Source organism: Nocardia sp. NPDC102475 (assembly GCF_055584605.1).
Genome location: NZ_JBVJLS010000003.1, coordinates 271,711 through 289,441 on the forward strand (window position 1 = coordinate 271,711; position 17,731 = coordinate 289,441).

18 protein-coding genes are annotated in these 17,731 nt (G+C 65.9%); 13 read left to right on the forward strand and 5 right to left on the reverse strand.

What is annotated here, in order from left to right; genetic code table 11:
* The first annotated feature begins 64 nt into the window (after positions 1 to 64).
* Genes tkt through pgl form a run of 5 tightly spaced genes read left to right on the forward strand, consistent with a single transcriptional unit; the run spans position 65 to position 6,566 of the window.
* A complete protein-coding gene (gene tkt, locus ACZ60G_RS06930; RefSeq protein ID WP_465807961.1) occupies positions 65 to 2,206 on the forward strand; it encodes a transketolase in 2,142 nt (713 codons plus the stop codon).
* A gap of 6 nt (positions 2,207 to 2,212) precedes the next feature.
* Entirely contained in the window at positions 2,213 to 3,343 is a 1,131-nt protein-coding gene (gene tal, locus ACZ60G_RS06935) for a transaldolase (RefSeq protein ID WP_465807962.1), read from the forward strand.
* Positions 3,344 to 3,347: 4 nt separating this feature from the next.
* A complete protein-coding gene (zwf, locus tag ACZ60G_RS06940; protein ID WP_465807963.1) occupies positions 3,348 to 4,907 on the forward strand; it encodes a glucose-6-phosphate dehydrogenase in 1,560 nt (519 codons plus the stop codon).
* Complete coding sequence (gene opcA / locus ACZ60G_RS06945; RefSeq protein WP_465807964.1) at positions 4,904 to 5,812, forward strand: glucose-6-phosphate dehydrogenase assembly protein OpcA; 909 nt, start codon at positions 4,904 to 4,906, stop codon at positions 5,810 to 5,812. The genes zwf and opcA overlap by 4 nt, the downstream gene beginning before the upstream one ends.
* Positions 5,805 to 6,566: a 6-phosphogluconolactonase gene (gene pgl / locus ACZ60G_RS06950; protein WP_465807965.1), complete on the forward strand. Its 762-nt coding sequence runs from the start codon at positions 5,805 to 5,807 to the stop codon at positions 6,564 to 6,566. The genes opcA and pgl overlap by 8 nt, the downstream gene beginning before the upstream one ends.
* Here pgl and ACZ60G_RS06955 read toward each other — a convergent pair.
* Entirely contained in the window at positions 6,563 to 7,336 is a 774-nt protein-coding gene (locus tag ACZ60G_RS06955) for an amidohydrolase family protein (protein WP_465807967.1), read from the reverse strand. The genes pgl and ACZ60G_RS06955 overlap by 4 nt on opposite strands.
* A gap of 65 nt (positions 7,337 to 7,401) precedes the next feature.
* Here ACZ60G_RS06955 and ACZ60G_RS06960 point away from each other — a divergent pair, with 65 nt between their 5' ends.
* Positions 7,402 to 7,755 (forward strand): MerR family transcriptional regulator, encoded by a 354-nt coding sequence (locus tag ACZ60G_RS06960; protein WP_465807969.1) that lies wholly within the window; start codon positions 7,402 to 7,404, stop codon positions 7,753 to 7,755.
* Between the two features lie 155 nt (positions 7,756 to 7,910).
* Positions 7,911 to 10,085 carry a thiamine pyrophosphate-dependent enzyme gene (locus ACZ60G_RS06965; protein ID WP_465807971.1) on the forward strand — a complete coding sequence of 725 codons (2,175 nt, stop codon included), beginning with the start codon at positions 7,911 to 7,913 and terminating at the stop codon, positions 10,083 to 10,085.
* A gap of 67 nt (positions 10,086 to 10,152) precedes the next feature.
* Here the strand turns inward: ACZ60G_RS06965 and ACZ60G_RS06970 are convergent, their stop codons facing one another.
* Positions 10,153 to 10,581, reverse strand: coding sequence for a hypothetical protein (locus ACZ60G_RS06970; RefSeq protein WP_465807973.1), 429 nt, complete (start codon positions 10,579 to 10,581; stop codon positions 10,153 to 10,155).
* 195 nt (positions 10,582 to 10,776) lie between these two features.
* Here ACZ60G_RS06970 and ACZ60G_RS06975 point away from each other — a divergent pair, with 195 nt between their 5' ends.
* From ACZ60G_RS06975 to ACZ60G_RS06990, 4 genes are all read left to right on the forward strand, one after another.
* A complete protein-coding gene (locus ACZ60G_RS06975) occupies positions 10,777 to 11,673 on the forward strand; it encodes a Scr1 family TA system antitoxin-like transcriptional regulator (protein ID WP_465807975.1) in 897 nt (298 codons plus the stop codon).
* Between the two features lie 18 nt (positions 11,674 to 11,691).
* On the forward strand, positions 11,692 to 12,513 hold the full coding sequence (locus ACZ60G_RS06980) for an SAM-dependent methyltransferase (protein WP_465807977.1): 822 nt from the start codon (positions 11,692 to 11,694) through the stop codon (positions 12,511 to 12,513).
* Positions 12,514 to 12,575: 62 nt separating this feature from the next.
* A complete protein-coding gene (locus ACZ60G_RS06985; RefSeq protein WP_465807979.1) occupies positions 12,576 to 12,974 on the forward strand; it encodes a DUF397 domain-containing protein in 399 nt (132 codons plus the stop codon).
* Positions 12,975 to 13,096: 122 nt separating this feature from the next.
* Positions 13,097 to 13,576, forward strand: a complete 480-nt coding sequence (locus tag ACZ60G_RS06990) for an SRPBCC family protein (protein ID WP_465807981.1) — start codon at positions 13,097 to 13,099, stop codon at positions 13,574 to 13,576.
* 4 nt (positions 13,577 to 13,580) lie between these two features.
* On the opposite strand, the gene ACZ60G_RS06995 is transcribed toward ACZ60G_RS06990, so the two are convergent.
* A complete protein-coding gene (locus ACZ60G_RS06995; RefSeq protein WP_465807983.1) occupies positions 13,581 to 14,567 on the reverse strand; it encodes an alpha/beta fold hydrolase in 987 nt (328 codons plus the stop codon).
* A 54-nt stretch (positions 14,568 to 14,621) separates the two neighbouring features.
* Between ACZ60G_RS06995 and ACZ60G_RS07000 the strand changes: the two genes are divergently transcribed.
* The gene (locus tag ACZ60G_RS07000; RefSeq protein WP_465807985.1) at positions 14,622 to 15,470 is read left to right on the forward strand and encodes an SDR family NAD(P)-dependent oxidoreductase; all 849 of its coding nucleotides are present in this window, start codon (positions 14,622 to 14,624) and stop codon (positions 15,468 to 15,470) included.
* Positions 15,471 to 15,473: 3 nt separating this feature from the next.
* Here the strand turns inward: ACZ60G_RS07000 and ACZ60G_RS07005 are convergent, their stop codons facing one another.
* Positions 15,474 to 16,307, reverse strand: a complete 834-nt coding sequence (locus ACZ60G_RS07005; RefSeq protein WP_465807987.1) for a LysR family transcriptional regulator — start codon at positions 16,305 to 16,307, stop codon at positions 15,474 to 15,476.
* A gap of 70 nt (positions 16,308 to 16,377) precedes the next feature.
* On the opposite strand from ACZ60G_RS07005, the gene ACZ60G_RS07010 reads away from it, so the two are divergent.
* Positions 16,378 to 17,511 carry a YbfB/YjiJ family MFS transporter gene (locus tag ACZ60G_RS07010; RefSeq protein ID WP_465807989.1) on the forward strand — a complete coding sequence of 378 codons (1,134 nt, stop codon included), beginning with the start codon at positions 16,378 to 16,380 and terminating at the stop codon, positions 17,509 to 17,511.
* Here the strand turns inward: ACZ60G_RS07010 and secG are convergent.
* The gene (gene secG, locus ACZ60G_RS07015) at positions 17,498 to 17,731 is read right to left on the reverse strand and encodes a preprotein translocase subunit SecG (RefSeq protein WP_063043223.1); all 234 of its coding nucleotides are present in this window, start codon (positions 17,729 to 17,731) and stop codon (positions 17,498 to 17,500) included. The two genes, ACZ60G_RS07010 and secG, sit on opposite strands and share 14 nt — an antisense overlap.

The window sequence follows — 17,731 nt, forward strand, 5'->3', positions numbered from 1 at the left end:
CACAGCTGCCGTGCGCGCACCCCTCCGCCACCGTCGACGAAACAATGTCAGGAGAACCTCGGTCGTGTCAGTCACAGACGACATCCGCGCCCTCACTCAGCCGCATCACCCGGACGACTGGACGGATCTGGACACCAAGGCCGTCGACACCGTTCGGGTTCTAGCCGCCGATTCGGTGCAGAACGCCGGGAACGGGCACCCCGGCACCGCGATGAGCCTCGCACCGCTGGCCTACACGCTCTACCAGCGCACCATGCGCCTGGACCCGAGCGATCCGAGCTGGGTCGGCCGGGACCGCTTCGTACTGTCCTGCGGTCACTCCAGCATCACCCAGTACATCCAGCTCTACCTGGCCGGATACGGTCTGGAGCTGAACGATCTCGAGCACCTGCGCAAGTGGGGCTCGCTCACCCCGGGCCACCCCGAATTCCGCCACACCGACGGCGTCGAGATCACCACCGGCCCGCTGGGGCAGGGTCTGGCCGCCGCGGTCGGTATGGCGATGGCGGCACGGCGCGAGCGCGGTCTGTTCGACCCGGACGCCGCACCGGGCACCAGCCCGTTCGACCACTTCATCTACGTCATCGCCTCCGACGGTGATATGGAGGAGGGCGTCACCTCCGAGGCATCCTCGCTCGCGGGCACCCAGCAGCTGGGCAACCTGGTCGTGATCTACGACGACAACAAGATCTCCATCGAGGACGACACCACCATCGCCTTCACCGAGGATGTCGCCGAGCGCTACGCGGCCTACGGCTGGCACGTGCAGGTGGTCGAGGGCGGCGAGGACGTCGTCGCCATCGAGGCGGCGCTGGCCGCGGCCAAGGCCGAGACCGGTAAGCCGTCGATCATCGTGCTGCGCACCATCATCGGCTTCCCCGCCCCGAACAAGATGAACACCGGCGCCGCGCACGGTGCCGCACTCGGGGCCGACGAAGTGGCTGCCACCAAGAAGATCCTCGGCTTCGACCCGGAAAAGAACTTCCAGGTCGACGACGACGTGATCGCGCACACCCGCAAGGTCGTCGAGCGCGGCCAGCAGGCGCATGCGGCCTGGCAGCAGCAGTTCGACGCGTGGGCCGCCGCGAACCCGCAGAACAAGGCGCTGTTCGATCGGCTCGCCAAGCGTGAGCTGCCCGCAGGCTGGGCCGCGAATCTGCCGACCTACGAGGCGGATCCGAAAGGTATGGCCACCCGCAAGGCCTCCGGCAAGGTGCTCGCCGCGCTGGCGCCGGTGCTGCCGGAGCTGTGGGGCGGTTCGGCCGACCTCGCCGAATCCAACAACACCACCATGCCCGACACGCCGAGCTTCGGTCCGGAGTCGATCTCGACCGGCATGTGGAAGGCCAACCCGTACGGCCGCACCCTGCACTTCGGTGTGCGCGAGCACGCCATGGGCGCGATCCTGAACGGCATCGCCCTGCACGGACCGACCCGTCCGTACGGCGGCACCTTCCTGGTCTTCTCCGACTACATGCGCCCGGCCGTGCGCTTGGCCGCCCTGATGCGGGTGCCCGCGATCTACGTGTGGACGCACGACTCCATCGGCCTCGGTGAAGACGGCCCGACGCATCAGCCGATCGAACATCTGGCCGCGCTGCGCGCGATTCCGGGCCTGAACGTGGTCCGCCCCGGCGACGCCAACGAGACCACCTACGCCTGGCGCACCATCCTCGAGCGCGACAGCAGCGAGCACACCTCGCACTTCTCGGTCTCCGAACCGGCCCACCAGGACGGGCCGTCCGCGCTCGCGCTGACCCGCCAGGATCTGCCGATCGTCGAAGGCACCAGCTACGAGGGCGTCAAGAAGGGCGGCTACGTGCTGGCCGAGGCGTCCACCGGCACCCCGCAGGTAATCCTGATCGCGACCGGATCCGAGCTCCAACTCGCGGTCGCCGCCCGCACTACGCTGGAGGCGCAGGGCATCGGCACCCGCGTGGTCTCGATGCCGTGTGTGGAGTGGTTCGACGCGCAGGACAAGGCATATCGGGACGAGGTGCTGCCGCCGGCGGTCGCCGCTCGGGTGGCCGTCGAGGCCGGTATCGCGATGCCGTGGTACCGGTTCACCGGTGACGCGGGCGAGATCGTTTCGATCGAGCACTTCGGTGCCTCGGCCGATTTCAAGACCCTGTTCCGCGAGTTCGGTATCACCGCGGAAGCCGTAGTCGCTGCCGCGCAGCGCACCCTGGAAAACGTGAAGGGATAAGAGCTCATGGCACAGAACGAAAACCTCGCCGCCCTCTCCGCCGCGGGCGTCTCGGTGTGGCTCGATGATCTGTCGCGGGACCGGATCCAGTCCGGGAACCTGGCCGAGCTCATCGAAACCCGCAGCGTCGTCGGCGTCACCACCAATCCGACCATCTTCCAGGGCGCCCTGAGCCAGGGCCACGCCTACGACGGCCAGGTGAAAGAGCTTGCCGCCCAAGGCGCGGATGTGGATTCCGCGATCCGGACCATCACCACCGACGACGTGCGTGCGGCCTGCGACGTGCTGGCCGGGGTCTACGAGGCCAGCAACGGCGTCGACGGCCGGGTCTCCATCGAGGTCGACCCGCGCCTGGCCTTCGACGCCGAGCAGACGGTGGCCCAGGCCATCGACCTGTGGAAGACGGTGGATCGGCCCAACCTGTTCATCAAGATTCCGGCCACCGAGGCGGGCCTGCCCGCGATCACCCGGGTGATCGCCGAGGGCATCAGCGTCAACGTGACCCTGATCTTCTCGGTCAAGCGCTACCGCCAGGTGATGGGCGCCTACCTCGACGGTCTGCGCGGAGCCAAGGCCACCAGCCACGACCTGGCCAAGGTCCATTCGGTCGCTTCGTTCTTCGTCTCCCGCGTGGACACCGAGATCGATAAGCGACTCGAGGCGATCGGTACACCGGAGGCATTGGCACTGCGCGGACAGGCGGGTGTCGCCAACGCGCGCCTGGCGTATGCCGAATACCAGGATGTCTTCGACGGTGGAGCGCACACCTCGACCTACGCGCATCTGGCCGCCTCCGGTGCGAATCGGCAACGGCCGCTGTGGGCTTCGACGGGTGTGAAGAATCCGGAGTACTCGGACACGCTGTATGTCACCGAACTGGTCGCACCGAATACGGTGAACACGATGCCGGAGAAGACCCTCGAGGCCGTCGCCGATCACGGCGAGATCCGTGGCGACGCCGTCAGCGGTACCGCCGGGGCCGCGCAGGAGGTCTTCGACAAGCTCACCGCAGTCGGCATCGACCTCGACGACGTGTTCGACGTGCTCGAGCGCGAGGGTGTGGAGAAGTTCGAGAAGTCGTGGGAGGAGCTGCTTTCCGCCACGGCAGGCGAACTGGCCAAGTCCGGGGATAACTGACCCGATGGCCGGCACTCAGACGAATACCTGGAAGAACCCGCTCCGCGACGAGCGGGATAAGCGGGTCCCCCGCATCGCGGGACCGTGCAGCATGGTGATCTTCGGCGTCACCGGCGATCTGTCCCGGAAGAAACTGATGCCGGCCATCTACGATCTGTCGAACCGGGGGCTGCTGCCCCCGGGCTTCGCGCTGGTCGGCTTCGCGCGCCGGAACTATGCGGACGAGGACTTCGCCAATGTCGTGCTCGATGCGGTAAAAGCGCACGCCCGCACACCCTTTCGGCAGGAGGTCTGGGACCACCTGGCCGAGGGCATCCGCTTCGTGCAGGGCTCCTTCGACGACGATTCCGCCTTCGCCAAACTCGCCGACGTGCTGGCGAAGCTGGACAAGGACCGCGGCACCGGCGGCAATCACGCCTTCTACCTGTCGATTCCGCCGAATATGTTCCCGGTGGTGCTCGATCAGCTCTCCGAGCACAAACTGGCCCAGGCGACGAAAACCGAGGGCGAGGGCCGCAAACCGTGGCGCCGGGTGGTGATCGAGAAGCCGTTCGGCCACGATCTGGACAGTGCGGTCGAACTCAACGCGCTGGTCAATCGGGTGTTCCCGGAGGAGACGGTATTCCGCATCGATCACTATCTCGGCAAGGAGACGGTGCAGAACATCCTGGCGCTGCGCTTCGCCAACCAGCTCTACGAACCGATCTGGAATGCCAATTACGTCGACCATGTGCAGATCACCATGGCCGAGGACATCGGATTGGGCGGGCGCGCAGGCTATTACGACGGTATCGGCGCGGCCCGCGATGTCATCCAGAACCACCTGCTGCAGTTGCTCGCGCTGACCGCCATGGAGGAGCCGATCAGCTTCGAACCCAAGCAGCTGCAGGCGGAGAAGATCAAGGTGCTCTCGGCGACCAAACTCGTCGAGCCCCTCGATGAAACCACCGCGCGCGGACAGTATGCGGAAGGCTGGCAGGGCGGCGAGCATGTGGTCGGACTGCTCGACGAGGAGGGTTTCGACCCGCAATCGCGCACCGAGACCTACGCGGCGATCACCCTCGAGATCGACACCCGGCGCTGGGCGGGTGTGCCGTTCTACCTGCGCACCGGAAAACGCCTGGGCCGCAGGGTGACCGAGATCGCGGTGGTGTTCAAGCGGGCCCCGCATCTGCCGTTCGACCAGACCATGACCGAGGAACTCGGACAGAACGCAGTGGTCATCCGGGTGCAGCCCGATGAGGGCATCACCACCCGATTCGGTTCGAAGGTGCCGGGGTCGAGCATGGAAGTGCGCGACGTCAATATGGATTTCAGTTACGGCGAGGCGTTCACCGAATCCTCCCCCGAGGCCTATGAACGCCTGATCCTCGATGTGTTGCTCGGGGTGCCGTCCCTGTTCCCGGTGAACGCGGAGGTCGAATTGTCCTGGCGCATCCTGGATCCGGTGCTCGAGCACTGGGCCGCCGACGGTAAACCCGAACAGTACGAGGCGGGGACCTGGGGTCCGGCCTCGGCCGACGAGATGCTGGCCCGCACCGGGCGCGAATGGCGGCGGCCATGATCGTCGATATGCCGCAGACCACCACCTCCGAGGTCACCAAACGCCTGGTGCGCCTTCGGGAGAGCAATGGTGTGATCACCATGGGCCGGGTGCTGACCCTGGTCGTGTGCACGTTGGACAGTTCCGAGGCCGAGGACGCCATCGACGCCGCCAATGACGCCAGCCGCGAACATCCCTGCCGTGTGGTCGTTTTGGCGCGCGGGGATCGCGAGGCCGAGACCCGGTTGGATGCCCAGATCCGCGTCGGCGGTGATGCCGGAGCAGCCGAAGTGATAGTGCTGCGGCTGCAGGGGGATCTGATCAACCACGAGAGCAGCGTCGTCATCCCGTTCCTGCTGCCGGACACCCCGGTGGTGGCGTGGTGGCCGCGTGGTGCCCCGGAGTTCCCGTCCAAGGATTCGGTGGGGCGCTTGGCGACTCGCCGCATCACCGACGCCACCTTCGCCGCCGATCCGCAGGCGACGATCAAGAAGCGGCTCGGCTCCTACGCCTCCGGCGATACCGATCTGGCGTGGAGTCGCATCACCTACTGGCGGGCGCTGTTGGCGGCCGCCATGGACGAACCGCCGTTCGAGCCGGTGGATTCGGTGATCATCTCCGGACTGCGCGAAGAACCCGCGCTGGATATGCTCGCGGGCTGGTTGGCCGCCCGGCTCAACTGTCCGGTGCGTCGCCGCTCGGGTGCGTTGCGGGTGGAGGTGCATCGCCCGACGGTGTCGATCGCGATCGAGCGGCCGCAGACCGGGCGCACCGCGACGCTCACCCGCACCGGTGATCCGGATCAGCGAATCGCCTTGGCGCGCCGAGAAACTCGCGACTGCCTCGCCGAGGAACTGCGACGGCTGGATGCCGACGAGATCTATGCCGAGGCGCTCGCCGGAATCGAAAAGGTGACCTATGAGTGAGCGTGCGAACGTTCCCGCGAGCACCGTCGAAGTACACGACGACACCGATGCCTTGATCGCCGCCGCGGCCGCGCGATTCGTCGCGGTCGTGGTGGCGGCGCAGGCCGAACGTGGCTCCGCATCGGTGGTGTTGACCGGCGGTGGGACCGGGATCGGACTGTTGGAACTGGTCCGTAAGGCACCGGGCGATATCGACTGGTCGCGGCTCGATGTGTTCTGGGGTGACGAACGATTCGTGCCCGCGGGCGATTCGGAGCGCAATGATCTGCAGGCGCGACAGGCGCTGCTGGATCATGTGCCGGTTGATCCGTCGCGGGTGCATCCGGTTGCCACCTCCGATGGTGAGTATCCGGATCCGGTCGAAGCCGCCGCCGAGTATGCGGCGGCAGTGCACGCGCACCTGGCCGAGCACGGGGCCTTCGATCTGCATCTGCTCGGTATGGGTGGCGAAGGGCATGTGAATTCGCTGTTCCCGCATACCGACGCGGTGCGCGAACAGCACGAACTCGTTGTCGCGGTACCGGATTCGCCGAAGCCGCCGCCGGTGCGGGTCACGCTGACGCTGCCCGCAGTGCGGCGCAGTCGCCATGTTGTGCTGGTTGTCGGTGGTGCCGCCAAGGCCGAAGCCGTTGCCGCCGCGGTTGCCGGTGCGGATCCGGTGGAGATTCCCTCGGCGGGTGCACTTGGGTCGGAATCCACTACGTGGCTGTTGGATCGGGATGCCGCCGCGGCATTGCCGGATACCGCGAGCTAACTCAGCAGCTGCTGCGCGGTTGCGCCGAGGACCAGTTCACGCACGTGTGGTGAGCGGGTAGCGCGTTCGACGGTGATGCGTGCGATGACCGGGTCGCCATAGGGGGCATCCGAGCCGAAGAGGGTGCGCTCGGGAATTTCGGCTATGGCCAGGCGGACCGCGAAAACGATACTGGCAGTGGACAGTTCCAGGTACATGTTCGGGGTGTCGCGGACCAGTTCGATCGCGTCCATCCAGTGCGCGCCGCCGAGTTGGGAGACCACGAGCGGTACTCTTGGGTAGCGTCGCGCGAGGTCGGTCAGGGTGCCCAGGTCGGCGGCGGTCGTGGGTGCGGCGCCGTGGACGACGACAGGAAGTCCATCGTGGTCGGTGGCGGCGCGGAGTACCGGCTCGATCAGGGCCGCTCGGTCCGGCGGCGGGGTCAACTCACCGATGCCGCGCAGTCCGCGCCCGACTACGTCGCGTTCGACGATCGCGTCGGCATCGGGCGTGTCGAGCGGCACCGAGGCGAATCCGATGAAGCGCTCCGGGTAGGCGGCGATTGCGGCATCGAGTTCGCGCCGGGCCGTTTCGCGGCCGAGGGCGCCGCCGCCGGCGAGCGCCTGCGTCAGCAGGTCCATCTCTTCGCGTAGTTCGGTGAGGTTTCCGGCTCGTTCGGGATGTGGTCGGGTCATGAACAGGATGGTCTTGTCCACGCCTGCCTCATCGAGTAGTGCGATGTGGTCGGTGAGCGGGTCGTGGACGTGGCTGTGTGCGTCGATGATCAACATCTCTCCTTATGGAATCGAGTTGCGGGCTCGAGTGTTGATCCCTGACACCATGGGAAGGTCAAATCATGCTGATCGGTGAGCTGGCCGGCCGTACCCGCACCAGCGTGCGGCTGCTGCGGTACTACGAGCGGGTCGGGCTGCTGTCGGCCGAACGCCGCCACAATGGGTATCGCGAGTACGACGCGGATGCCGAGCAGCGTGTCGGGCAGATTCGCGCATTGCTCGCGGCGGGGCTCTCGACCCGGGTGATCGGGCAGTTGCTGCCGTGCGCTGTCGACGACGGTGCGTTGCGGGCCTGTCCTAGCGTGTTGCCCGCGTTGCGGGATCGGCTGGCGGAGTTGGATCGTCGGGCGGCTGAGCTGGATACCGCGCGCAATCTGCTGCGGCAGACGATCGAGGAGACCGAGCAGTCCGGCTGATGCTGTGCACCCTTCTGACTGCGGCCGATAAATCCGCGATTCGACACCGAGGTACTCGAAGAATTTTCTCGCAACTACCGAGGTGATCAGAATACTTTCGGAAATGGCGCCGAAATCACGTCCCCGGAGCAGCGTTTGTCGGAGATGATCACAGCGTGACCGAACAGCGAGTCGACCTCGAGGAGCGGTTCCGTGCCGAGCTATCGGCGCTGGAGCCGCGGCCCAGCCGTCCTGTCGAACAGCCGCTCGAGGAGGTAGGGCTCACCGGAGCCCAGTGCCTGGACCTGTTCGAATCACAGGCGACCAGTAGACATCTCGATCTGGCGGCGCGCCGGTTGGGCAGCGCCAAGCGTGGCTTTTACAGCATCGGGTCGTCCGGGCACGAGGGCAATGCGGCGGTTGCGGCGGCTCTGCGCCCCACCGATCCGGCGCTGCTGCATTATCGCTCCGGGGCATTCTTCGTGCACCGGGCCAGGCAGGTGCCCGGTCTCGATCCGATCCGCGATGTGCTGCTCGGCGTGGTCGCGGCTGCCACCGAACCGATATCCGGCGGCCGTCACAAGGTTTTCGGCAGCAAACCGGCCGCGGTGATCCCGCAGACCTCCACCATCGCATCACATCTGCCGCGCGCCGTCGGACTCGCCTTCGCGATCGAGCGCGCGGCTCGGCTCGGCGTCACCTGCGAATGGCCGTCGGATTCGGTGGTGCTCTGTAGTTTCGGCGATGCGTCGGCCAATCACTCCACTGCCGCCGGTGCCATCAATGCCGCGATTCACACTGCGCACCAAGGGGTTCCACTACCGCTGCTGTTCGTATGCGAGGACAACGGCATCGGCATCAGCGTCCCGACCCCGCCGGGCTGGATCGAACAGTCCTACGGCATCCGCCTCGGGCTGCAGTATTTCGACGCGGACGGCTGCGATCTCCTCGACGTCGCGACAACCGCGACCCAGGTGGTCGACTGGGTGCGCGAACACCGCAAGCCCGCCTTTCTCCACCTGAGCACCGTACGACTCATGGGACACGCCGGATCCGATGTCGAATCCGCCTACCGCAGCCCCACCGATATCACCGCCGACCTGCGCCGCGACCCGGTGGTTGCAACCGGCCGCCTCCTGGTCACTTCCGGTGTCGCCACGCCGGCCGAAGTCATCGCACGCTACGACGAAATCGGTGGCCGAGTCGCCGCCATGGCCGAATTGGTTTGTCGTGAACCGAAATTGACTTCTGCCGCTGCGGTGATGGCACCGCTGGCCCCGCCGCGCCCGGACCTCGTGCAGGCCGATGTTTTGCGTCGAGGGCACTCAGTTATACGAGGTGATTCGGTGACATTGGCGCAGGCGATCAATCAGACGCTCGCCGCGCTGCTCGACCGGGACAAAGACGTCCTGGTATTCGGCGAGGATGTCGGCCGCAAGGGCGGCGTGTACGGCGTCACCAAGGGGCTGCAGAAGCAGTTCGGGGTGCGCCGCGTCTTCGATACGCTGCTCGACGAACAGAGCGTGCTGGGCACGGCTCTGGGCGCCGGGCTCGCCGGATTCGTGCCGATTCCGGAGATCCAGTACCTCGCCTACGTGCACAATGCCGCGGACCAGTTGCGCGGGGAAGCTGCCACACTGTCGTTCTTCTCCCAGGGGCAATACCGCAATCCGATGGTTGTCCGCGTCGCCGGTTATGGCTATCAGAAGGGGTTCGGCGGCCACTTCCACAACGACAATTCCATTGCGGCACTGCGTGATATCCCGGGCTTGATCATCGCTTCCCCCGCTCGCGCCGATGATGCCGCGGCCATGCTCCGCACCTGCGTCTCCGCCGCTCGCGTCGACGGCCGCGTGTGCCTCTACCTCGAACCCATCGCCCTCTACCACACCCGCGACCTGCACCGGCCTGGCGATAACGCCTGGCTCGCAACACCTTCCGACACCGACCATATCGCCATCGGCCGCGCCCGCAGCTACGGCGACGGCAGCGACCTCACCATCGTCACCTTCGCCAATGGCGTCCCCATGAGTCTGCGTGTGGCCCAACGCCTCTCATCTCGTGGCATCCGAGCCCGCGTGCTCGACCTCCGCTGGCTCTCGCCCCTCCCCCTCGACGACCTACTTCACCACGCCCACGCCACCGGCCGAGTCCTCATCGCCGACGAAACCCGCCACACGGGCGGTGTCTCCGAATCCCTCTGCACCGCCCTGATCGACGCCGGTTTCAACGGCCCCGTAACCCGCGTAACCAGCGAAGACTCCTTCATCCCCTTGGGCCCGGCCGCCACTACCGTCCTCCTCGACGAATCCCGAATCGAATCCGCAGCCACGAAACTCCTTACCCGCTAACCGTTGCGGACCGCGCGTCACTCGCCGACCCCTCGTGTCGGCGAGTACCGCGCGCCCGCTGGAACCGTTATCGCCGCAACCGCAGCACCGCTTCCAGGATTTCTCGCATCGACGGCCGAAACCTGTTGTGCGGCTCGTGGATCCAGCGCCGAAATCCGCGCCGCTCATCAGCGGGAGACGGCAGCACAATGTATTTCGACGCGACGCCGATATTCCAGCGCAGCAGCGCGGGCGTCAGACTCTCCGGAAACGGTCCGGACGGTCCGGTCAGAAAGGTCCACCGTCGCGACGCCGGATGCTCGATCACCGGCCCCAACGGCCCCTGCTGCTCCGCGACGACTTCCGTTGCCAGCCTCGAGGGCATCATCACCGCACTGACGGGTCCGGTCTGCACGATGATCCGCGTCTCGGTGTCGGGCATTATCACCGCGGGCAGTCCCAGATCGCGTTGGTAGTGCCGACAGCGCTGCGCGGTTGTCTCTGCGCTACTGGGCATTTCGCACCATCCGACGATCGTTCGTGGCTGTCGTCATCCCCGACGCCCCCTCAAACCGCGACGCAGGGGACGGTCCTCGATGACACCCACTGCCTCGGCGTGCCGTGATATCTTTGGTGTGGTAATGCTAGCGTGATTATCACGCTCCAGGAAGTGAATCGGATGAGTAGCGTCAGACCGATACGCTGGGGAGCCATGGGAACTCGATTACGGACCGCGCGAAAATTGTTGCTGGGACGCGAGATCGACCATATGGTGCGCACCGCGGGTGTCAGCCAGACCGAGGCCGGCAAAATCATCGAGTCGACCCAGAGCCGAATCAACCAGCTGATCAACGGAGTCGGGGCCATCAGCGTCGGCGATCTCGAACTCCTCACGACCACACTGGGTTTCACCGATCCCGGTTACGTCGAGACGCTCAAGGAACTGCGCCGCGACAACCACAAGCGCGGCTTCTGGACCACCGGCCATCGCCGCGCCTACGTCGAGGACCTGCGGCTGCTCGTCGATCTGGAGGCGCATGCCAGTCTGTTGCGCACCGCCGAGGCGGAGATCATGCCGGGACTCGTCCAGTGCGAGTCCTACATTCGCGCACTACACGAACCGGTCACTCCGGTCGTGGCCGACCGGGTCACCGTCGAGGAGTCGGTGCAGGCGCGGCTGGCCCGGCAACAGGTCCTGACCGCGGCGGACCCGCCGGAGTTCCGCGCGATCCTGTCCGAATCCTGTCTGCGCCGCGAGTACGGCGGGCGCGAGGTGATGCTCGAACAACTCGAACATCTGTCGAGTCTGTCCAGACGGCCGAACATCCTGATCCAGGTACTCCCATTCACCGTCACCACCCGCGGGGCGGGGATGGAGGACCGGTACACCCTGGTCCGGGTGCCGTCGCCGGGTGCCGCGGGCGACCTCGAGATGGCGATCGTGGAGAGCCAGGGCGATATCCGCTACATCGATGACAAACCCGCGGTGGCCGCCCGCGAAACCGTATGGTCTCGGCTCAGTGCCGCCGCTCTCGGCGCCGCGGACTCCCGGAAGTTCATGGAGCACGTCGCACGATCGTTGCGCCGCAAGACATTCACCAGTACTTGACGAATCAGGAGCACCCGGATGTCCGCCGACTTCGAGCCTCGTGAAATTGATGCGAGCCGACCATCCGCCGCCCGCATGTACCACTACTACCTGTCCGGTGAAGCCGTCTTCGAGGTCGACAAGATCTTCGGTGAGCGACTGTTCGAAATACTTCCGTTCCTCGATGTGTGGGCGCATCACAACCGCGGATTCCTGCGCCGCGCAACACGATTCATGGTGGAGCAGGGCATCCGGCAATTCCTCGATATCGGTTCCGGACTCCCCACCGTCGGCAATACGCACGAGGTCGCGCGGGAATGCGCGCCGGATTCGCGCGTGGTCTATGTCGACAACGATCTGGAAGCGGTCAATCGCGCCCACGACCTCCTGCTGCACGGCGATGCCCTCGACAACACCGCCATCATCGAGGCCGACCTGCGTTATCCCGACCTGATTCTGGACCATCCGGATACCCGGCGGCTGATCGACTTCGGGCAGCCGCTCGGCCTCTTGATCGTCAGCGTCTGGCCGTTCGTGCCCGACGCCGACCAGCCGCACGAGCTGATGGCGCGGCTACGCGACCGGCTCCCCTCGGGCAGCTATGCCGCGATGACCCACGTGTCCCTGGACGACGCCGGTCCGGAGATCAAGCAGCAAATGGCCGCGGCCGCCGCACTGTATGACGAGACCTCCGATCCGGTGTCCTTGCGCACCCGCGCCCAGTTCACCGCGCTCTACGACGGCCTGGACCTGGTCGAGCCCGGTATCACCTACGCACCGGACTGGCGCCCGGACCAACCTGTCGACCGGGCAGATACGGCGCGGGCGTGTAATTTCGCCGCCGTTGGCTATAAGCCTTGAAGGACGAGCAACGGGTCTGCCAACCCCGTGCGGCTCCTGCTCTACTGTTGAAAGGACATGCAATGACGCAGCCCACCTTCACCGTCGCCGAATTCCGCAAGGCGACCTTCAGCTCACCCAACCAGAATTGCGTGTGCATCGCACGCAAGAACGGGTGGACTGCGGTCTGGGACGACAAGCTCGCCGACGAACGCTACACGCCCGGAATGTCGTTGCGCGACCAGGAAATTCTCGTCTTCACCGATGAGCAGTTCGACGCTTTCCAGGCCGGAATGCGGGCGGGTCACGTCGAAGATCGGTATCTGGCGATATCGCGCCGCGACGGCGGATATGTTTTCCGCGCCGCCATTCCCCAGCCGATCGATGGCGTGGAACTACTGTTCGACGAGGATGAGTTCGATGCCTTTCGACAGGGTGTGCTGAACAACGAATTCGATTGCACGCGATTCATCGCGGCCTGAGATCTATCCCGGTGGCGCCGACGATCCGACACGCGGTAGCCGACTTCCGGCGAATCCGATTCGGGGGCGCCACCGGGGAAATACAGTGGACATACGGTGACCAGCGGCGAAAGGGCACGGCTATGACCACGATGTCCATGCTCGGCGAGGTACGACCCGAACACGATCGGGCGATCGAGGAGGGCCGGGTGCTACTGCACTTCCTGCGGTCGTTCCGCATGCCCGTACTCGACGTATGGTCCGCCTGCGCCGAACGCAGGCAATTGGATCGCTGGTTCGGCAAGGTCACCGGGGGCAATGGCAACCTGACCATCGAACCGTTCGACGGTCCGGTCCCCGGCCCCATCGCAATCCGTGTCGAAGACTGCCGCGCACCACATGATCTGGTGATCCATATCGATGGCGGCATCCTCGAAATGCATATGACCCAGGTGGGCGTCGTCACCAATCTCGAACTGATCCGCCGCCACATCTGCCCCGCCGACGCCTCCTCGGTCGGCCCGCGCTGGCAGTACCTGCTGGATCGACTCACCGCCTACCTGGACCGACGCCCCCTCCCCAGCTGGGCCGATTACCCCGAATTGACCAACGAATACCGCTGACCGGCTATTGCGTGAGGGCCGGATTCGGGACCAGGTCACGCAGGTGGCTCGTGATCAAAGCGTTGACCTCCTCGGTGCGTTCCAACTGCACGAGGTGACCCGCGTCCGCGATCTTGGTGACGGCGCGCAGATCGGGAACGTTCGCACGCAGAGTTGCGAGCGGGTCGCGCCCGCTGAAGCCCTCCATATCCGGGTCTCGGTCACCGTAGAGGAAATACGTCGGAACGGAGATCTCGGCGTCGGCGAATTCGGCGGTGAGTTCCCAGTTCCGATCGAGCACCCGGTACCAGTTGAGACCGCCGGTGAAGCCGGTGTGCTCGAAATCCTGTGCCAGGGTGTCGAATTCGGCGATGGAGAGCCAGCGCCACGGCAGCAGCGGGGCTTCGGGGAGAACGTCGAGGTAGCCGGTGCCCTCGGCCGGGAAGCGCCAAGTGTCGAGATAGTGGTAGTCGGCGCTGAGCGAGTAGTAGACGCGAGCCAGGAATTCCCTTGTGCGGCCGCCCAGTTCGGCATCGGCCACGCCAGGCTTCTGGAAATAGTCCAGATGCAGGAAGTGACGCTGAGCGGCCTTGGCCCACAGCTGCGATGGCGCGCGTGGTGGCCGCGGGGCGAACGGATTATTGAGCACGATGACACCGCTCACCCGCTCCGGCGCGCGCAACGCCAGCTCCCACACCAGCGCGGCCCCGAAGTCCAGACCGACGAAGACCGCCTGCTCGACACCCATCTCGTCCAGCAGGCCGAGCAGATCGCCGATGACAGCGCGGTTGCTGTAGTCCTCGATATCGGTAGGCACATCCGTGCGCCCATATCCGCGCAAATCCGGCGCAACGGCCCGGTAACCCGCCGCGGCGACGGCCGCGAGCTGGCGATGCCACATGAACCAGGTATGCGGAAAGCCGTGGCAGAAGATCACCGGATGCCCCTCGCCCTGCTCGGCGACATGCATGCGAATGCCGTTGCTCGTAACGAACCGATGGATCAATTCCACTACGGCCTCCAATTGCTAGAACGTGTTCTTGTTTCACGGTAATGTCCCGGGATCGTGAACGGAATACCTCAGGTTCTAGGCGGCCGGGTCGCAGTGGTGACCGGCGCGAGCCGCGGCATCGGCAAGGGCATCGCGCTGGAGTTGGGCGCGGCGGGCGCCACCGTCTTCGTTACCGGGCGCTCGGCCGCACCGGGACGCCTGCCGGGGACCGTGCACGCGACCGCGGCCGAGATCGACCTGCTCGGCGGCGTCGGGGTTCCGGTGGTCTGCGATCACCGCGACGACGATGCGGTCGAGCGACTATTCGAGCGGATCCGCAACGAGCACGGACGACTCGATGTGCTGGTGAACAACGTCTACAACGCCCCCGCTGCCGCGCGTTGGCTGGGCAAACCGTTCTGGGAGGTGCCGCCGCAGGCTTGGGATGAGACATTCGACGTCGGCCTCCGATCACATTACGTCGCAAGCGCTTTCGCCGCTCCCCTGCTGATCGAAACGGCGGGCCTGATCGCCAATATCTCCTCCCCCGGCGCCGAGCGCTATATGCACAACGCGGTTTACGGCGTCGCCAAGGCCGCGCTGGACCGGCTCACCTCGGATATGGCCGACGATCTCGCCGACTCGGGCGTCACGGTGGTCTCGCTGTGGCCCGGAATCGTCGACACCGAACTGCTGCAAATGGTTCCACGCGATAGGGACGGCCGCCGCGTCGTTACGCTGCCAGGTGAGGGCACCTACGACCTCGACAACGCCGAATCCCCCCGCTTTCCGGGCCGCGCTGTCGTCGCACTGGCCGCCGATCCGGACCGCAGCCAACGCTCCGGATCGGCTTGGCGCATAGCGGATCTCGCCGAAGAATACGGTTTCACCGACGTCGATGGCCGCATCCCGCGCAACGACTGAGATTCAGACCAGGCTCAGGAAGCGCTGCACCGACCGCAACGGCGTCGGCTTGGCCCGCCAGGTCAGATAGATATGCGAGCGCGGCGCATCCACGATGTCGACATAGACCACACCCGGATGCGGTGCACGAGTGCGCGCCAGCACCGGCACGATACCGATACCGCGTTCCGCCACGACGAGTTCGATCCATTCGTCGAAATTCGTGCAGGTGATGACAGTGCGGTTCGGATCGGGAGCGTCCCATGATTCAGCATTGGTTGTGCCGGAAACGGTATTGGCCACCAGCGGAAAGTGTCCGAGATCGGCCCAGCGCAACTCGCCCGCGGTTGCCAGCGGCGAATGCACCGAAACCGCCAGCACCCGCTGCTCCGAACCTATTTCGCGGGATTCGAGATGGTGCGGCAGCCAGATATCGTTGCGGTGGATGGCGATATCGATCGAGCGGTCGTCCAGTGCCGCCATCGGATCCTCCACGCGGCGTAGCGAAATCCCGCCGCCGAGCGCCTCGTAACGGGTGCGGATCGCGGCGAACCAGGCATCGGGCAGCAGCCAGGAGAATCCGACCTCGATCGTGGCGCGCATGCGCAGATCCGCCTGGACGGTCTCGATATCGCCGATGATGCGCATGCTGTGTTCGAGCAACTCGGCTCCCTCTTCGGTCAGCTCGAAGCGCCGGGACGTGCGCTCGATCAACCGGCATTCGACCAGGCCCTCCAACTGCTGGATGGTTCGGGTCAGCGCGGGCTGGCTGAGGTGCAGCCGGGCGGCGGCGCGGGTGTAGTTCGCTTCCTCGCAGAGCGCGACGTATGCCCGCAGGTGCCGCAGCTCGATATCCATGCGTCGAGCGTATACATCGTGCGCAGAAAGCATTTCACAGGCTTGTCAGCGGGCCATACCGTCGGATCTTGTGACCGCATCAGCTCTCCTCGACACCCCGCGCCGCGCCCTGGCACCGGCACTAGCCGCAGGTGCGGGCCTCGCAGGCGCCGTCGGTGTCGGGCGCTTCGCCTACACACCGATGCTGCCCGCGATGGTGGACGCGCACCGCATCGACGCCCACGATGGCGCGCTCATCGCCGCCGCCAACTACGCGGGCTATCTGGTGGGCGCGGTGCTGCTCGCGCGCCGTCCGGAGATGAACAGCCGCAATATCTTTCGCATTTCGGCCGTGGTCCTGGTGGTCAGCGAAGCATTGGTCGTATTGCCCGGCCCGACCGTGATCCCCGCGCTGCTGCGATTCATCGCGGGCTTGGCCAGCGCGGTGATATTCGTCGGGTGCGCGGGCGCGATCGCTCGGCTCGGTGGCCGCGCGCACGCTGCGGGCATCGCCTTCGGCGGGGTCGGGTTCGGTATCGCGCTCACTGGATTGCTCGCGTTGGCCGCGCAGCCGGTCTTGTCCTGGCAGGGCATGTGGCTCGGTGCCGCCGGTTTGACCGCCTTACTACTGCTGCCCGCCTTCCGACTGGATATTCACGACGGGCGGAGTGCCGAGGTGGTCCACGCGAAACGGAAAAGCACGGCTTGGCGCGCGCTGCTCATCTCCTACTCGCTCGAAGGCGTCGGCTATATCGTGATCGGCACCTTCTTGGTCGCCGCCGTCGGCGCACACAACGCGACCGTGGGCTCGGCGATGTGGGTGATCGTCGGCGCGGCCGCCGCACCGGCGGTGCTCTGGAGCCTTGCCGCACATCGCTGGACACCGACAACCGCCCTGGTCTTCGCGCTGCTCGCGCAGTGCGCCTCGTCGGCTTTGCTCGCCTGGTCGACGACCATGTGGTCGGCGGTTATCGCGGCGGCACTGTTCGGTGGGACGTTCATGGGCATCTGCATGCTCGCGATCCAGATCGGCATCGAATTGACCGACCATCGGGCCGCGGCCACACTCACCGCGGTCTACGGCGCGGGGCAGATGCTGGGTCCGCTGGTCGTCGCACCGGTAATCGGCGACGGCTATGCGATGGCCTTCGTAATCGCGACCCTCGTGCTGGCGGCGGCGACAGCGGCAGCCGTCATCGTCGCCGGGCAACTCAGGCGAACTTGATCTCCAGGCCGATGCCGAGGATGGCGATGAGCCAGATCAAACCGGTGAAGATGGTGATGCGGTCGAGGTTCTTCTCGACGACGGTCGAACCCGACAGGCTGGACTGCACGCCGCCACCAAACAAGCTGGACAGACCTCCACCCTTGGCGCGGTGCAGCAGCACCAGCAGCACCAGCAGCACGCTGGTGACGATCAGGAGGATATCCAGGAACATCCGCAT

What these genes read in the sequence shown, in the direction of transcription:
- tal (WP_465807962.1), top strand. Translation starts at nt 2,213, where the DNA reads ATGGCACAGAACGAAAACCTCGCCGCCCTCTCCGCCGCGGGCGTCTCG.
- zwf (WP_465807963.1), top strand. Translation starts at nt 3,348, where the DNA reads ATGGCCGGCACTCAGACGAATACCTGGAAGAACCCGCTCCGCGACGAG.
- opcA (WP_465807964.1), top strand. Translation starts at nt 4,904, where the DNA reads ATGATCGTCGATATGCCGCAGACCACCACCTCCGAGGTCACCAAACGC.
- pgl (WP_465807965.1), top strand. Translation starts at nt 5,805, where the DNA reads ATGAGTGAGCGTGCGAACGTTCCCGCGAGCACCGTCGAAGTACACGAC.
- ACZ60G_RS06955 (WP_465807967.1), bottom strand. Translation starts at nt 7,336, where the DNA reads ATGTTGATCATCGACGCACACAGCCACGTCCACGACCCGCTCACCGAC.
- ACZ60G_RS06960 (WP_465807969.1), top strand. Translation starts at nt 7,402, where the DNA reads ATGCTGATCGGTGAGCTGGCCGGCCGTACCCGCACCAGCGTGCGGCTG.
- ACZ60G_RS06970 (WP_465807973.1), bottom strand. Translation starts at nt 10,581, where the DNA reads ATGCCCAGTAGCGCAGAGACAACCGCGCAGCGCTGTCGGCACTACCAA.
- ACZ60G_RS06975 (WP_465807975.1), top strand. Translation starts at nt 10,777, where the DNA reads ATGGGAACTCGATTACGGACCGCGCGAAAATTGTTGCTGGGACGCGAG.
- ACZ60G_RS06980 (WP_465807977.1), top strand. Translation starts at nt 11,692, where the DNA reads ATGTCCGCCGACTTCGAGCCTCGTGAAATTGATGCGAGCCGACCATCC.
- ACZ60G_RS06985 (WP_465807979.1), top strand. Translation starts at nt 12,576, where the DNA reads ATGACGCAGCCCACCTTCACCGTCGCCGAATTCCGCAAGGCGACCTTC.
- ACZ60G_RS06990 (WP_465807981.1), top strand. Translation starts at nt 13,097, where the DNA reads ATGACCACGATGTCCATGCTCGGCGAGGTACGACCCGAACACGATCGG.
- ACZ60G_RS07005 (WP_465807987.1), bottom strand. Translation starts at nt 16,307, where the DNA reads ATGGATATCGAGCTGCGGCACCTGCGGGCATACGTCGCGCTCTGCGAG.
- secG (WP_063043223.1), bottom strand. Translation starts at nt 17,731, where the DNA reads ATGCGGATGTTCCTGGATATCCTCCTGATCGTCACCAGCGTGCTGCTG.